A 14,335-nucleotide genomic window follows, 5' to 3' on the forward strand; every position below is an offset into this window, starting at 1 on the left:
CTGGGTCGATCCCCGGCATGAAGCCGGGGATCGATCCGTTCAGGGCACCCCGATGGGTCGCGCGCAACAGGAACGCGCATGACGCTCGGCGGAAACCTTGACTCCCTGAGAGCCAAAGTGCAGAAGCCCGGCATCTAAGACGTCGCTCCGCGAGTGTTCGCGCAGCGGCGCGCTTTGTTTTGGGAAGTCGGATGTTCGAAAGCCTCTCCACTCGGCTCTCCTCAGTCTTTGACCGGCTGCGTGGCCGCGGAGCCCTGAGCGAGACAGACGTTCTGGAGGCCATGCGCGAAGTGCGCCTGGCGCTGCTGGAGGCTGACGTCGCCCTGCCGGTGGTGAAGGATTTCATCACCAAGGTGCGCGAACGGGCCGTCGGCGCGGAAGTGCTGCGCTCCGTCACGCCGGGCCAGCAGGTCATCAAGATCGTCAATGACGTTCTGGTCGAGCAGCTGGGCGGCGAAGGCGCTGTCCCGCTCAATATCAATGTTCCGGCGCCGGTTCCCATCCTGATGGTCGGTTTGCAGGGTTCCGGCAAAACCACCACCGCCGGCAAGATCGCGCTGCTGCTCCGCACCAAGGAGCGGCGCCGTATTCTCCTCGCCAGCCTTGACACCCAGCGGCCGGCCGCCCAGCTGCAGCTGGCACAGCTGGCCGAGCGCGCGGAAGTCTCCTCGCTGCCGATCATTGCGGGCCAGACGCCGGTGCAGATCGCGGCCCGCGCCATGGATGCCGGGCGCCGTGAAGGCTTCGATATCGTCATTCTCGATACCGCCGGCCGTCTCTCCATCGACGAAGAACTGATGGATGAGGTGCGCGCCATCCGCGCCGAGACCAATCCGGCCGAGACGCTGCTGGTGGTCGATGCCATGACCGGCCAGGATGCCGTCAACACCGCCCGCGCCTTCAATGAAGCGGTCGGCGTCACCGGCATCGTCATGACCCGCATGGACGGCGATGCCCGCGGTGGTGCGGCACTCTCCATGCGCGCCATTACCGGCGCGCCGATCAAGCTGACCGGGTCCGGCGAAAAGCTGGACGCGCTGGAAGCCTTCCACCCTGAACGCGTCGCCGGCCGCATCCTCGGCATGGGCGATATCGTCAGCCTGGTCGAGAAGGCTGCCGAGACGATCGACCGCGAAGACGCGGCGAAGCTTGCCGCGCGCATGGCGAAGGGCAAGTTCGATCTTGAGGACTATGCCAGCCAGCTGAAGCAAATTTCCAAGATGGGCTCGATCTCCGGCATCCTCGGCATGCTGCCGGGCATGGGCAAGATCAAGGAACAGCTCAACGGCGCCAATCTTGATACTAAAATCCTTAAGCGCCAGGCCGCGATCATCAGCTCGATGACGGTGGCCGAGCGTCGCGACCCCGACATCATCAAGGCCAGCCGCAAGAAACGCATTGCGGCCGGTGCCGGGTCCTCGGTTCAGGAAGTGAACCAGCTGCTGAAGCAGTTCGATCAGATGTCGACGATGATGAAGCGCATGAACAAGCTTGGCCAGAAGGGCATGATGCGCGGCGGCCTTGGCGCCCTCATGGGCGGTATGGGCGGCGGTGGCGGCATGGGCAAGCCCGGCGGCCGACGGCCCTTCTGAGAGTTTTCAACCTTTGCCCGCCCGGCCGTGTGCCGGCGGGCAGCACCAACCACCAGTGGAGACCGACTTACTATGTCCGTGAAGATCAGGCTGGCCCGCGCCGGCGCCCATAAGCGCCCCTTCTATCACATCGTGATCGCCGATAGCCGCAGCCCCCGCGACGGCCGCTTCATCGAGAAGGTGGGCAGCTACAACCCGATGCTGCCGGCCGACCATGCCGAGCGCGTGCGCCTGAAGGATGATCGCATTGCGCATTGGCTGAAGAGCGGCGCCGTCGCGACCGACCGCGTTGCCCGCTTCCTGGGCAAGGCCGGTCTGGCCCCGATGCCGGCCTACAGCGAACAGCCGAAGCAGTCGGCGCCGAAGAAGAAGGCCCAGGAGCGCGCCAAGGCCGCTGCCGAAGCCGCCGGGGCCTGATCGCCCTTCCCTGACCGAGGCAGAAACAGTCCTTGCCTGAAGAGCGCATCTTGATGGGCGTCATCGGCCGGCCGCACGGCGTGCGGGGGCTGGTGCATGTTCAAAGCTATACCGCCGATCCCGACGACCTCGCTGATTACGGGGTGCTGTCGGATGATCGCGGTCGCAGCTTCAAGCTCGTCTGGGAGCGGGAGGGCATCGCCCGCCTGTTCCAGCGTGTGGATGGTCGTGACGTGCCGGTCTCTGACCGGGACGCGGCGGTCGCGCTCACCAATGCCCGGCTTTATGTGTCGCGCAGCGCTTTGCCGCCGGCCGATGAGGACGAGTATTATTTGACCGATTTGATCGGTCTGACGGCAGAGGACCGCGCTGGTCGCGTGCTGGGCAAGGTCGCCCTTGTCCATGATTATGGTGCCGGCACCAGTCTGGAAATCAAGCCGGCCAATGGCGCCATGGCCTTGATCCTTCCCTTCACGGCCCGTGCCGTGCCGGTGGTCGATGTATCGGGCGGCCGCATCGTGGTCGACCCGCCGGAAGCGACCGACGGGGAGGAGCACGGCGATCGCCAAAGCGGGCAGGCGCGCGACGGAGATGCGGAGGGTATGGAGGCATGACGTGGCAAGCCACCATCCTCACCCTGTTTCCCGAGATGTTTCCCGGTCCGCTCGGCCTGTCACTCGCCGGACGTGCGCGGGAAGAGGGTCTTTGGAGCCTCGACGCGCATGATATCCGTGCCCACGGCCTCGGCCGCCATCGCAATGTCGACGACACGCCGTTCGGCGGTGGCGCCGGGATGGTGATGCGGCCGGATGTGATCGCTGCGGCGATTGACGCCCATCGGCCGCAAAGCGACCCGCGCCCGCTGGTCTATCTCACGCCGCGCGGCCGGCTGTTTACCCAGGCCGATGCCGAGCGTTTCGCGTCTGGTCCCGGTCTCGTACTGCTCTGCGGACGGTATGAGGGTTTGGACCAGCGGATCATCGAAGCCTCGGCGGCTGAGGAGATCAGCGTCGGCGACTATGTGCTCTCGGGCGGCGAGCCCGCGGCATTGGTGCTGCTCGATGCCTGCCTCCGCCTTCTGCCCGGCGTCATGGGTGGCGAGACGAGCGCCGAGGAAGAAAGCTTCGCCGGCGGGCTGCTGGAATACCCGCATTATACGCGGCCGGCCGAGTGGGATGGCCGCCCCGTGCCCCCCGTGCTGCTCTCCGGCGACCATGGCGCTATCCGCGCCTGGCGCCGCGCGCAGGCAGAGGACACGACACGACTGCGCCGCCCGGATCTCTGGGCGGCCCATCTCTCCCGAGCCATGTCAGGGCGCCAATCTCCCCAGGACATGACTGGATCTGTTGCAACGGCCTCGGCCGGACCCTAAAAGCCGCTTCACGAGAGGATTTTCCGATGAACCTTATTCAGACCATCGAGGCTGAGCAGCTCGCTCGCCTCGCCGCCGCCCGCGCCGTGCCGGAATTTGTCGCCGGTGACACGCTGCGCGTCTCCGTCCGCGTTGTGGAAGGCGAGCGTACCCGCACCCAGGCTTTTGAAGGCGTCTGCATTGCGCGCTCGAACCGTGGCCTGAACAGCAACTTCACCGTGCGCAAGATCAGCTACGGTGAGGGCGTGGAGCGCGTGTTCCCGCTGTATTCCCCGGCCATTGCCGAGATCGCCGTCGTGCGCCGCGGTAAGGTCCGCCGCGCGAAGCTCTATTATCTGCGTGAGCGCAGCGGCAAGTCCGCCCGTATCGCCGAGCGCCCGCGTGACCTGCCCACCGAGAGCAAGTCCACGGACTCGTCGGCTAACGCGAGCTGAAAAGCGGCCGGCCTGCCCTCAGAGCAGGCCGGCTCTGACTTTCACGGTCCTGGCAGATTAGGGCGCGCTGTCCCATTAGTTACTGGGCGCGCCTATCGGCACGTCCGGTTCTGTCCCAGAATCGAGATTGAGGAGAGTGAAAATGTCTGCCACCCGTCCCCGCACGCTATTCGACAAGATCTGGGCTGATCATGTCGTCGAGCAGCTCGCGGATGGCACCGCCCTCCTATACATCGACCGTCACCTGGTTCACGAGGTCACCAGCCCCCAGGCCTTTGAGGGCCTGCGCGCGGCCGGCCGGCGTGTCCATGCGCCGGGTGCGACCATCGCGACCGTCGACCACAATGTCCCCACCAGCGACCGCCGCCACGGCATTGCCGAACCCGAAAGCCGGCTGCAGGTCGAAACCCTGCAGGAGAATGTGGCTGAGTTCGGCGTGCCCTTCTTCGACGTGCTGGATGAGCGCCAGGGCATCGTCCATATCGTGGGTCCCGAACAGGGGATCAGCCTGCCGGGCATGACCATCGTCTGCGGCGACAGCCATACCTCGACCCATGGCGCCATGGGCGCCTTGGCCTTCGGTATCGGCACCTCCGAGGTCGAGCACGTCCTGGCGACCCAGACGCTGACCCAGAAGCCCGCGAAGAACATGCTGGTGGAAGTGAACGGCACCCTGCCGCCGGGCTGCACGGCAAAGGATGTGGTGCTGGCCATCATCGGAAAAATCGGCACTGCCGGCGGCACCGGTCATGTCATCGAATTCGCGGGCTCCGTGATCCGCAATCTGGACATGGCGGGCCGCCTGACGGTCTGCAACATGTCCATCGAAGGCGGCGCCCGCGCCGGGCTGATCGCGCCTGATGAGACCACCTTCGCCTATATCGAGGGCCGGCCCTTCGCACCCAAGGGCGAGGATTTCGATCGCGCCGTGGCCTATTGGAAGACGCTCCCCTCCGATCCCGGCGCGCATTACGACACCATCGTCCGCATCGACGGGTCAGAGATCGCGCCCATGGTCACCTGGGGCACCAACCCTGAGGCCGTGCTGCCCATTACGGGCTTCGTCCCCAACCCGGATGAGGCGCGCGACGATGCCGAGCGGGTGCAGATGCAGCGCGCGCTGGACTATATGGGTCTCACGGCCGGCCAGAAGCTGACAGACATTCCGGTGGACGTGGTCTTCATCGGCAGCTGCACAAATGCGCGGATCGAGGACATGCGGGCGGCTGCCGCTGTCGCCCGCGGCCGTCACGTGGCGCCCAATGTCCGCGCCCTTGTCGTGCCTGGCTCGGGCCTCGTGAAGACGCAGGCGGAACAGGAAGGCCTGGCGGAGGTCTTTATCGCGGCCGGTTTTGAATGGCGTGAGCCAGGCTGCTCCATGTGCCTGGCGATGAACCCCGACAAGCTGCTGCCCGGCCAGCGCTGCGCCAGCACCTCCAACCGCAATTTCGAGGGTCGCCAGGGCAAGGGCGGGCGCACCCACCTACTCTCCCCCGCCATGGCCGCCGCCGCCGCCGTGACAGGGCGTCTGACCGATATCCGGGAGCTGGTGTGATATGCAGGCTTTTACGATCCTGACCGCCATCGCGGCCCCGCTGCCGATGGCCAATATCGATACCGATCAGATCATTCCGGCGCGCTTCCTGAAAACCATCAAGCGCTCCGGCCTCGGCAAGTCTCTGTTCGCCGGGCTGCGCTATGATGATGAGGGCCGCGAGCGGCCGGAGTTCATCCTCAACAAGGAACCCTATCGCCGCGCCGAAATCCTCATCGCGCATGAAAATTTCGGCTGCGGCTCCTCTCGGGAGCACGCACCCTGGGCGCTGCTCGATTTCGGACTGCGCAGCGTGATCGCGCCCAGCTTCGCCGATATCTTCCACGGCAATTGCTTCAAAAATGGCATCCTGCCGGTCGTTCTGCCGCGGGCGGTCTGCGACCAGCTGATGGAAGACGCCAAGCTTGGCGCCAATGCGCGCATTACGGTGGATCTGGAACGCCAGGTTGTTGTGCGGCCGAATGGGGAGGAGATTGGCTTCTCCGTGGACCCTTTCCGCCGCCATACGCTGCTCAACGGCTTGGACGAAATCGGCCAGACCCTGCAGCACACCACAGAGATTGCGAGCTACGAGGCCGCGCGCCATGCCGCGAAGCCCTGGCTACCCTCGATCACCGCCTGATCATCGACCGTTTTGTGGTTCTTTGCGGCCGGCCCGGCTGACCAACAAAGAACCGCTTCCTTCGCAAGCCTTCGAGAGAGATGCCGCGATGCCCGCGAATAAGAAACTTCTCCTGCTGCCAGGTGACGGCATCGGCCCCGAAGTGATGCAGGAGGTCTCGACCATTCTCGAATGGTTCGACGCGCGGCGCATCGCGAGCTTCGATATCAGCGAAGGACTGGTCGGCGGCGCCTCGATCGACGCGACCGGCCTGCCGATCACCCAGGATGTCGTGGACGACGCCCGCGGGTCTGACGCGGTGCTGTTTGGCGCCGTCGGTGGCCCGCAATGGGACAAGCTTGGCTTCGATGTGCGGCCTGAAATCGCGATCCTCACGCTGCGCCGGGAACTTGGGCTTTTCGCCAATCTGCGGCCGGCTACCGTGCTCGATCCGCTGATCGAAGCCTCGACGCTGAAGCCCGAGATCGTGCGCGGGCTCGACATCATGATCGTGCGGGAAAGCACGGGTGGCATCTATTTTGGTGAGCCGCGCGGTATCGAGACGCTGCCCGATGGTCAGAAGCGCGGCATCAATACCGAAGTCTATACGACCAGCGAAATCGAGCGCGTCGCGCGCGTCGCTTTCGACCTCGCCCGCCAGCGGCAGGGCCGCGTCTGTTCGGTGGAGAAGGCCAATGTCATGGAAAGCGGCCTGCTGTGGCGCCAGACCGTGACGGCGCTGGGCGCGGCCGAATACCCGGATGTCGCGCTGAGCCATATGTATGCCGATAACTGCGCGATGCAGCTGGTGCGCAATCCGCGCCAGTTCGATGTCATCGTCACCGGCAATCTTTTCGGCGATCTGCTCTCCGACCTTGCCTCGATGTGTACGGGCAGCCTTGGAATGCTGCCTTCCGCCACGCTGGGCGCGCCCGACAGCTCCGGCCGCCGCCTGGCACTCTATGAGCCGATCCATGGTTCGGCGCCCGATATCGCCGGCCGCGGCATTGCCAACCCGTTGGCGCAGACGCTGAGCCTGGCCATGCTGCTGCGCTATTCCTTCGGCATGGTGGAAGAATCAGCCCTGGTGGAGCAGGCGGTGCTCGGCGTGTTGGAGCAGGGACTGCGCACGCCAGACATCATGCAGGACGGCAAAACCCGCGTGACGACGCAGGAAATGGGCGCCGCCGTTATGCGCGAGCTGGAAAGGCTGGCGGCCTGACCTGCGTCTGGTGGGGGTCTTTTTTATGACACTGGGGGTTGCAGTGCCCCCGCCCTTTCGGTAAATCCCCGCCCACGGCATTGCACCCGTAGCTCAATTGGATAGAGCACCAGACTACGAATCTGGGGGTTAGAGGTTCGAGTCCTCTCGGGTGCGCCACATTCCTGAAATCAAAAATCTGCTCAGTGTGGCACAGCAAAGCGTCTGCGGCCTTCCTATTCCCGACGCCGATCACGCTTTCCGCAAAAATTCCGCCTTCAGCATGAAGCTGCCGGCTTCCACACCATGGTCGCCGCCGCGCAGGCGGATGTTCTTGATCTTCGTTCCGACCTTCAAGGTCGTGGATGAGCCTTTAACCTTCAGATCCTTGATGACGACGACGGTATCGCCATCGGCGAGCGGCACGCCGTTCGCGTCCAGCACCACCTCATCTGGCGTGCCTGCTTCGGCAATCTCGGCGGGCCATTCATAGCCGCAGGTATCGCAAACATAGATGCCGCCCTGGAGATGGGTCTCCGTCAGGGTGCATTGGGGACAGGCGGGGGCTTCGGTGCTCATACCGCGGGCTTAGACCTATGGATCAGGTCGCACAATGCGATCCCGCTCAATAGAGCGGCGGCGTGATCACCCACAGTACATTCGTCATACCATCCGATGCGCTCTCAAACCGATGGGGCGTCGTGCTTTTGAAGCGAAAGCTATCGCCCTCGCGCAGCAGAAAGCTTTCCTCTTCGATCCAGAGCTGCATGGCGCCGCTGATGACATAGCCGCATTCCTCGCCCTTATGGGTATAGAGTTCATTGCCTGAACGGCCGCCCGGCGCGATTTCCACCAGCAGCATTTCAAGCTCGCCGGACAGATCAGGCGTCATCAGCCATTTCGCAACGCCATTGCCTGCAAGCCGCAACTGCCGGCCCTTGCCGCGCCGCACGATACGGCCGATTTCGGCTGGCGGCGGTGGCGTTTCCTGATGAAAAAACCGGGCGGGGGTTACCCCGAGCGCCTCGCTGAGCTGGCGCAGCGAGCGGATGGAGGGCGATGTCAGCCCGCGCTCGATCTGACTGAGTAGCCCAACCGAAAGACCAGATTTGTCGGCGAGGTGCTGCAAAGAAAAGCGATTAGTTTTGCGCAGATCGCGAATTTGCATGCCAAGCCAAAGATCAGCCGCTTCCGTCACTGAACCACCGTTCCTTGCTGCCCGCCGAGGTCGTCACCTGACGAAAGCGCATTCTGCGGATACTTGAAATTCAAGTCAAATTTTCATCTGAGATAAAAATCTTCCGCCATTTACCCACATTCCACTAAAAATCGCTTTGACATTTTCAAAAGATTGAATGAAGCTTTTGCCAAGGACAGCGCCCACCCTGTCCTTCAAGGAAGCGAACGATGCGCCGCCGCAGCCCTTTCGACTACAGCGTCAATCTTCCCGCCGGCCTGATAGCGCTGACAGGCGTGCTGTTTGCGCTCGTTTTGGTTCTGGTCATGAGCCTGCGCGTGAACGACGGCGATCTTCTGGCCGCCGCCTTTACGACGGACAATTTTACCGATGCGCTGACCGATCCTCTGTTCTTCAAGATCTTTTTGCGCTCGATCGTCATCGCAGGGCTGGCTGCCGGCGCGACGGTCGCCCTTGCCTATCCCGCAGCATATTTCATCACCTTTTTCGGCGGCGCCCAGCGCGGCCTGTGGCTGACGCTGATTACCCTGCCGTTCTGGACAAGCTATCTGCTGCGTGTCTTCGCCTGGCGCGTCATCCTTGGCTACAATGGCATTTTGAATTCCGGCCTGATGGCACTTCACTTTCCGGGAGCGCCCTTCACCAGCCTGCTGTACAATCCGAAGGCCGTGGTGATCACCCTGTCCCACGCCTATGCCGCCTTCGCCATTCTGCCGATCTATGTGAGCCTGTCCGCGATCGACAAGAAACTCGCCGAAGCCGGGCTCGATTTGGGTGCGCCACCGTTCACGGTCTTTCGCCGCATCATCCTGCCTTTGTCCCTGCCCGGCGTCATCGCGGCTTTCGTCCTCGTCTTCGTGCCGACGCTTGGAGACTACGCAACGCCAATCCTGGTTGGCGGTCCATCCAGCATCATGCTGGGCAACCTCATTCAAGATCAGTTCGGTGAAGCATCGAATTGGCCCGGTGGTGCCGCCATGGCCGTGATCGTCATGGTGACGCTCGGCCTCGTCTACGGTGCCAGCCGTCTTGGCCACCGCGTCTGGGCCGGCCGCGCCTCAGCCGGCCGCGCCTGATGGACAAGCAACCAACGCTTCTGAGGGCCTATGCGTTTTTCTATTTGGCCTTCCTATATGCCCCGATCCTGATGCTGCCTCTGTTTTCCGTGAACAATGCGATTGCCGTATCCTTCCCCCTGCACGGTTTCACCCTGCGCTGGTATGGCCACATGTTCCGAGACCAGAGCCTGCATGCGGCCTTGTTCAACAGCTTGCAGGTGGCTGTCATCGCTTCGGTCGCGGCGACGTCGGCGGGCACCCTGACGGCCTATGCGCTCACCCGAGGCCGCGGCTTTCTGACGCGCCCGGTCGCCGGCCTCGCCGTGCTGCCTTTGTTCATTCCCGGCATCATCCTGGGCATCGCGCTTCTGATGGTCGTCAACCTCATCGGCATCGGGCCGTCGCTCACCGCCGTCACACTCGGCCATATCGCCGTCTGCCTGCCGCTCACCATCGTCATCATGCGCGGACGCTTTGCCAGCACAAGTCTGTCGATCGACGAGGCTGCGATGGATCTGGGTGCCACGCCCTGGACGACCTTCCGCCGCGTCTCTCTGCCGCTGGCGCTGCCCGGCTTCGTCTCCTGCCTCATCCTGAGCTTCACGACCTCGATCGACGAATTCATCGTCAGTTTCTTCCTGGTCGGCACGCAGGAAACCCTGCCGCTCTACATCTGGGACCATCTTCGCTTTCCAGAACAGCTGCCGCAGCTGCTGGGGCTCGGCACATTGATCCTGATCTGCTCGGGCGCGCTTGTTCTATGCGCCGAGTTCCTCCGCCGCCGCGGCGCGGCGCAATCCGCCTGACACCAAACCAATAAAAAGGAGATTGCGTATGAGACATATCCTCGCCCGATCCTGCAGCCGCGGCGTGCTCGGCACGCTGGCTTTGGCCGGCCTATGTGCGGCCACGCTGATGGCGCCGCGCACCGCGCGGGCTCAGGACAAGATCACCTATTATACCTGGGATGGGTACGAGCTTCCGGCCTTCCACCAAGCCTATCTGAAGGAACATCCCGAGGGGCTGAATGTCAGCGTCTTCGGCGATGACGACGAGGCTTTTGCCAAGGTGCGGGCTGGCTTCCACCCCGACATCGCGCATCCCTGCGTCGACAAGCTGCCGCAATGGCGGAAGGCCGGGCTGCTACAGCCGATCGACACCAGCCGCATCCCGAATTGGGACAAGATCTATCCGATCTTCCGCAATATGCCTGGCGTGCAGGCGGATGGTAAAGTCTGGATGGTGCCCTGGGACTGGGGCAATACCTCCATCCTGTATCGCACCGATCTCGTGAAGAACCCTGAGATGAGCTGGGGCTTGCTGTGGGACAAAGCCTATTCCGGCAAGCTCGCCACGATCGATGCGGTGCATGACACCTGGATCGTTGGCGCCATCATGGCCGGGGTCGATCCTTTCGATGAAAGCACCGCCGACATCAAGAAGGTTTCCGCCAAGCTGCGCGAGCAGCGCCCGCTGATGCGCATGTATACGACCGACATGACCTCGGTCGAGCAGGCGCTGGCCTCGGGCGAACTGGTCGCCGCCATGACCTGGAACGCCTCCTATGCCGATCTGATCAAGCAGCATGTGCCGGTCGCCTTCATGCATCCGAAGGAAAAGATGCTGACCTGGGCCTGCGGCATGGTGGTGCTGAAAGGCGCCCATGACATGGATAAGGTCTATGACTTCATCAATGCCCGGCTGGCCGATGACGCCGGCGAAGCATTGGTAACGAATTACGCCTATGGCACCGCCGATGCGGAAGCCTATGGCCTGGTTCCGGCTGACGTGAAGGCGAAGTTTGCCCTGCCGGCCGATCCCGCGACCGAGTTGAAGGATACGGTCTTCACCTCCGCGATGAAGAATCCGCAGGCGATTGCCGCGGCCTATGCCCGGATCAAGGAAGGTGGCTGACGGCATGCCCTTGGGTACCGCCACCGCCACCGGCGCCGCTGACGACGGGGCGCCGATCATCGAACTCCGCGGCATCGAGAAATTCTACGGCGCGGCACGCGCGGTCGATCGCATGGACCTCACTGTCCGGCGTGGCGAATTCCTGGCCCTTCTCGGCCCCTCCGGCTGCGGCAAGACGACGACGCTGCGCATGATCGCGGGTTTCGAGGCGCCGACGAAGGGCGACATTCTTCTCCATGGACGGGACATCAAGGCCGACCCGCCCTACCGCCGGCCCGTGAATACGGTGTTTCAGGACTATGCGCTGTTCCCGCATATGACGGTCGCCGAAAATGTCGGGTTCGGCCTGTCCGTCGCCCGCCGTCCCCGTGCCGAGATCAAGGCGCGGGTCGGTGCGCTGCTGACCATGGTCGGGCTGGCTGACAAGGCCGACCGCAGTCCGGCCCAGCTTTCGGGCGGCCAACGCCAGCGTGTGGCGCTTGCCCGCGCGCTGGCACGCTCACCGGAAGTGTTGCTGCTGGACGAGCCGCTATCCGCGCTCGACGCCCATCTGCGCCAGCAGATGCAGATCGAGCTAAAGCAGATTCAGGCACGTCTGGGCCTCACCTTCATCATCGTGACGCATGACCAGGCGGAGGCGCTGACGCTCGCGGACCGGATTGTCGTCATGAACCACGGCGTCATCGCGCAGGTCGGCACGCCGGCGGATCTCTATGACACGCCGGCCTCCCCCTTTGTGGCGCGCTTCCTGGGTGCTGCCAACCTCATCCCCTGCCGGCTGACGGCGCGCGGCGGCGACACCGCCATGCTGGAAATCTGCCAGACACAGCTCTCGCTCGACATCGCGGGACAGGATCTGCCGGCGGGGTCTGATCTTTTGCTGTGCGTGCGCCCGGAGCGTCTGCTTCTGCTGCCTAATGCCTTGCCCGGGCGCTCTCTGACGGCGCGCGTGGAAAGCCGGATGTTCCTCGGCCTGGTCGAGCGTGTGCAGCTACGCCTGGCCGATGAGACCGTCGTGATGCTCGATCTGCCGCATCGCGGCAGCGCGCCGCCGGCGGTGGGCGCGGTCGTCCATCTGGGATTTGAGCCAGGGACTGTGCAGCTATTTGACGCGGAGACGTCTCCCGTCGGCTAACATGCCCTCCAGCATCCCCTATTGCCCGACCAGCGCGATCAAATCCGAAACCGAATAGGCGCCGTCCTGCGAAATCTGCGCGAAGGGACGGTTCCAGACCAGCGCATAGGCAAAGTTCCGCTCCCAATCGATGCCGTTCGGCGGGATCGAGGTGAGGATAGGGACACCGCGAGAGGAATCGACCTCGCTCACATACCCTGTCGACTGCACGCAAGATGATCCATCGGGAAAAACATGCGGCGCGCTCGAAAGATAGCTGTAGCGCAGCACCAGACCGCTCGGCAGCACCAGGACACCTGCGGTCTCGGTCGGAAGATTGAGACAGCTGGACCGCATCATCAGCGGCGCCAGATAGAAGCTGGTTGCCCGGCGATACCGGTCCTTGGCAATGGTCAAAGCCTCGGACAATTCATTGACCTGAAGATTATAGGTCGACCCATCAACGATATCGTTATCGACAGCGTCGGATGCAGCAGCGGCCTCAAGCCAGGTCCGCCATCCTGGATCGCTGGCCACGGCGCGCGCAACACCCAGTCGGTTCAGCTCGGTGAAATCCTGCCGGTCGGCCAGTGGCGGCAAGGGCTGTTGCTGAACGGGAATCAAGGCTGAATGCACGGCAGTCTGAGTGCAGCCGGCGGACAAAAGAACCGCCAAACCCGCCGTCGATAGGAGTAATGTTCTTTCCGCGCCTGCCGTCATGGCGGGCTCCCTGCCATTGCCTCCACCCCAGATCTAAAATGAACTTGGTTAAAAATCTTTGAGAAAAAGTCTCAAAACTCAGACATTTTTATCGGGCCCCACTCCACATCCCTAAGATGTGAGATCGGTTTTCTTTGCAGCATCGCCAAAATTGCTTGCCGCGGCGAAGTCTGCCGGCGCATCTTTACTAAGGCGTGGCCAGAAAGAGCCAACGGAGGAGCGCACATATGTACCAGATCAAGGCGTATTGGGATGCCGATGCCCGAGTGTGGCATGGAGCGAGTGCTGAACTGCCGGAGCTTTCCGTTCAAGCCTCAACGATGGAAGATCTCATCGTCGATGTGCGGGAACGCATTCAGGATTTGGTCCCGCTCGACGATCAGTGGCGCACCAGCCATAATCCGATCGCAATTTCCTTCATCGCAAGCCGCTCCGAGCATGTGAGCCGACGCTACTGATGCCGATTCCCTGACCAGGCTGCGAACGGCTCAGATTGCTCGCAGCCTTCAGGCGGCCATTCCGCTCATGTGCATCAGCACATAAGCAATAAAGCCGGTAACGGCCGCTAGGGACGCGACGTAGATCCAGCGTTTGGTCTTGCGCATGTTCAACTCAAAGTTTGTTAGTCCAGATCCAGATCAATGTGCTGCCCGCAAATACAGCGAGCGGCGTCAGCATCAGCATGGTTCTTGCGTCCATCGGTCGTAAGCTTTCGGGCTTGGTTTTCCACCCTCCGCTAGCCGGCCAAGGTGCGCTTCTTCTTCATTTAGTCTTCCCCCATCGCTGCGAAACCCTCATCGCGCGCATGGATGCACACCGATTTGCGCGCAAACCCACAGCGCCTTTTTTTTCGTCACTTTTGAGGTGATTGGCCGTCGTCTGCGGCAGCGCAGAGCATCCATGCAAAGCGAGATGGCAAGGAATTCAGCGAAAAGAGGCGGTGGCGATCCTTAGGCACTTTAACTTATGAGACCTGCCTTTGCCCATACCTCAGCGCGCGTAAGCGCTTCGGAACGCTAGGGTTAGGGAGGATCGCCTTGTGTTGGGCCGCCCTGCCCAAACTGGAGGAATGGTCTCTACCGAGTGACACTGAGAATGCCGCCCTGCCGATTTTCAGCAAGATGAGCGCGGGCATAACAATCATACACCAAGGCAAGGG

Annotated in this window: 16 protein-coding genes and 1 tRNA gene; 14 read left to right on the plus strand and 3 right to left on the minus strand. The window is 62.9% G+C overall.

The features are described from left to right. Window positions 1-191: 191 nt before the first annotated feature. The 9 genes from ffh (at window position 192) to AC3G7M_RS01155 (ending at window position 7,352) form a co-directional block, all read left to right on the plus strand. A complete protein-coding gene (gene ffh / locus AC3G7M_RS01115) occupies window positions 192-1,592 on the plus strand; it encodes a signal recognition particle protein (protein WP_489213908.1) in 1,401 nt (466 codons plus the stop codon). 72 nt (window positions 1,593-1,664) lie between these two features. Continuing rightward, window positions 1,665-2,009 (plus strand): 30S ribosomal protein S16, encoded by a 345-nt coding sequence (gene rpsP, locus AC3G7M_RS01120; protein ID WP_489213909.1) that lies wholly within the window; start codon window positions 1,665-1,667, stop codon window positions 2,007-2,009. A gap of 53 nt (window positions 2,010-2,062) precedes the next feature. Then, the gene (gene rimM, locus AC3G7M_RS01125) at window positions 2,063-2,623 is read left to right on the plus strand and encodes a ribosome maturation factor RimM (protein WP_489216131.1); all 561 of its coding nucleotides are present in this window, start codon (window positions 2,063-2,065) and stop codon (window positions 2,621-2,623) included. Beyond that, window positions 2,620-3,381: a tRNA (guanosine(37)-N1)-methyltransferase TrmD gene (trmD, locus tag AC3G7M_RS01130; protein WP_489213910.1), complete on the plus strand. Its 762-nt coding sequence runs from the start codon at window positions 2,620-2,622 to the stop codon at window positions 3,379-3,381. Before rimM ends, trmD begins: the two co-directional genes overlap by 4 nt. Window positions 3,382-3,407: 26 nt before the next feature. Then, window positions 3,408-3,815: a 50S ribosomal protein L19 gene (rplS, locus tag AC3G7M_RS01135; protein ID WP_489213911.1), complete on the plus strand. Its 408-nt coding sequence runs from the start codon at window positions 3,408-3,410 to the stop codon at window positions 3,813-3,815. 142 nt (window positions 3,816-3,957) lie between these two features. Continuing rightward, complete coding sequence (gene leuC, locus AC3G7M_RS01140; protein WP_489213912.1) at window positions 3,958-5,370, plus strand: 3-isopropylmalate dehydratase large subunit; 1,413 nt, start codon at window positions 3,958-3,960, stop codon at window positions 5,368-5,370. Between the two features lies 1 nt (window position 5,371). Then, entirely contained in the window at window positions 5,372-5,992 is a 621-nt protein-coding gene (leuD, locus tag AC3G7M_RS01145; protein ID WP_489213913.1) for a 3-isopropylmalate dehydratase small subunit, read from the plus strand. Between the two features lie 88 nt (window positions 5,993-6,080). Continuing rightward, entirely contained in the window at window positions 6,081-7,193 is a 1,113-nt protein-coding gene (leuB, locus tag AC3G7M_RS01150) for a 3-isopropylmalate dehydrogenase (RefSeq protein ID WP_489213914.1), read from the plus strand. 82 nt (window positions 7,194-7,275) lie between these two features. After that, window positions 7,276-7,352, plus strand: a tRNA-Arg gene (locus AC3G7M_RS01155). A gap of 72 nt (window positions 7,353-7,424) precedes the next feature. Here AC3G7M_RS01155 and AC3G7M_RS01160 read toward each other — a convergent pair. Together AC3G7M_RS01160 and AC3G7M_RS01165 are read right to left on the minus strand one after the other, a co-directional pair. After that, a complete protein-coding gene (locus AC3G7M_RS01160; RefSeq protein ID WP_489213915.1) occupies window positions 7,425-7,751 on the minus strand; it encodes a zinc ribbon domain-containing protein YjdM in 327 nt (108 codons plus the stop codon). Between the two features lie 46 nt (window positions 7,752-7,797). Beyond that, window positions 7,798-8,370, minus strand: a complete 573-nt coding sequence (locus AC3G7M_RS01165; RefSeq protein ID WP_489213916.1) for a cupin domain-containing protein — start codon at window positions 8,368-8,370, stop codon at window positions 7,798-7,800. A gap of 209 nt (window positions 8,371-8,579) precedes the next feature. Between AC3G7M_RS01165 and AC3G7M_RS01170 the strand changes: the two genes are divergently transcribed. The 4 genes from AC3G7M_RS01170 to AC3G7M_RS01185 are packed head-to-tail and all read left to right on the plus strand — an operon-like array spanning window position 8,580 to window position 12,477. Next, a complete protein-coding gene (locus tag AC3G7M_RS01170; protein WP_489213917.1) occupies window positions 8,580-9,446 on the plus strand; it encodes an ABC transporter permease in 867 nt (288 codons plus the stop codon). Further along, window positions 9,446-10,234: an ABC transporter permease gene (locus tag AC3G7M_RS01175; RefSeq protein WP_489213918.1), complete on the plus strand. Its 789-nt coding sequence runs from the start codon at window positions 9,446-9,448 to the stop codon at window positions 10,232-10,234. Before AC3G7M_RS01170 ends, AC3G7M_RS01175 begins: the two co-directional genes overlap by 1 nt. Window positions 10,235-10,262: 28 nt before the next feature. Beyond that, window positions 10,263-11,342, plus strand: a complete 1,080-nt coding sequence (locus AC3G7M_RS01180) for an extracellular solute-binding protein (RefSeq protein ID WP_489213919.1) — start codon at window positions 10,263-10,265, stop codon at window positions 11,340-11,342. Between the two features lie 4 nt (window positions 11,343-11,346). Further along, complete coding sequence (locus tag AC3G7M_RS01185; RefSeq protein ID WP_489213920.1) at window positions 11,347-12,477, plus strand: ABC transporter ATP-binding protein; 1,131 nt, start codon at window positions 11,347-11,349, stop codon at window positions 12,475-12,477. An 18-nt stretch (window positions 12,478-12,495) separates the two neighbouring features. Here the strand turns inward: AC3G7M_RS01185 and AC3G7M_RS01190 are convergent, their stop codons facing one another. Then, on the minus strand, window positions 12,496-13,092 hold the full coding sequence (locus tag AC3G7M_RS01190) for a hypothetical protein (protein WP_489213921.1): 597 nt from the start codon (window positions 13,090-13,092) through the stop codon (window positions 12,496-12,498). 311 nt (window positions 13,093-13,403) lie between these two features. Between AC3G7M_RS01190 and AC3G7M_RS01195 the strand changes: the two genes are divergently transcribed. Beyond that, complete coding sequence (locus tag AC3G7M_RS01195; protein ID WP_489213922.1) at window positions 13,404-13,634, plus strand: DUF1902 domain-containing protein; 231 nt, start codon at window positions 13,404-13,406, stop codon at window positions 13,632-13,634. The last annotated feature ends 701 nt before the right edge of the window (window positions 13,635-14,335 follow it).

The organism is Acidisoma sibiricum (assembly GCF_057837225.1).

Excerpts from the sequence above, each read along its gene's own strand:
- leuD (WP_489213913.1), top strand. The coding sequence starts at position 5,372 with ATGCAGGCTTTTACGATCCTGACCGCCATCGCGGCCCCGCTGCCGATG.
- leuB (WP_489213914.1), top strand. The coding sequence starts at position 6,081 with ATGCCCGCGAATAAGAAACTTCTCCTGCTGCCAGGTGACGGCATCGGC.
- trmD (WP_489213910.1), top strand. The coding sequence starts at position 2,620 with ATGACGTGGCAAGCCACCATCCTCACCCTGTTTCCCGAGATGTTTCCC.
- leuC (WP_489213912.1), top strand. The coding sequence starts at position 3,958 with ATGTCTGCCACCCGTCCCCGCACGCTATTCGACAAGATCTGGGCTGAT.
- AC3G7M_RS01180 (WP_489213919.1), top strand. The coding sequence starts at position 10,263 with ATGAGACATATCCTCGCCCGATCCTGCAGCCGCGGCGTGCTCGGCACG.
- ffh (WP_489213908.1), top strand. The coding sequence starts at position 192 with ATGTTCGAAAGCCTCTCCACTCGGCTCTCCTCAGTCTTTGACCGGCTG.
- AC3G7M_RS01185 (WP_489213920.1), top strand. The coding sequence starts at position 11,347 with ATGCCCTTGGGTACCGCCACCGCCACCGGCGCCGCTGACGACGGGGCG.
- AC3G7M_RS01175 (WP_489213918.1), top strand. The coding sequence starts at position 9,446 with ATGGACAAGCAACCAACGCTTCTGAGGGCCTATGCGTTTTTCTATTTG.
- rplS (WP_489213911.1), top strand. The coding sequence starts at position 3,408 with ATGAACCTTATTCAGACCATCGAGGCTGAGCAGCTCGCTCGCCTCGCC.
- AC3G7M_RS01160 (WP_489213915.1), bottom strand. The coding sequence starts at position 7,751 with ATGAGCACCGAAGCCCCCGCCTGTCCCCAATGCACCCTGACGGAGACC.
- rimM (WP_489216131.1), top strand. The coding sequence starts at position 2,063 with ATGGGCGTCATCGGCCGGCCGCACGGCGTGCGGGGGCTGGTGCATGTT.
- AC3G7M_RS01170 (WP_489213917.1), top strand. The coding sequence starts at position 8,580 with ATGCGCCGCCGCAGCCCTTTCGACTACAGCGTCAATCTTCCCGCCGGC.
- AC3G7M_RS01195 (WP_489213922.1), top strand. The coding sequence starts at position 13,404 with ATGTACCAGATCAAGGCGTATTGGGATGCCGATGCCCGAGTGTGGCAT.
- rpsP (WP_489213909.1), top strand. The coding sequence starts at position 1,665 with ATGTCCGTGAAGATCAGGCTGGCCCGCGCCGGCGCCCATAAGCGCCCC.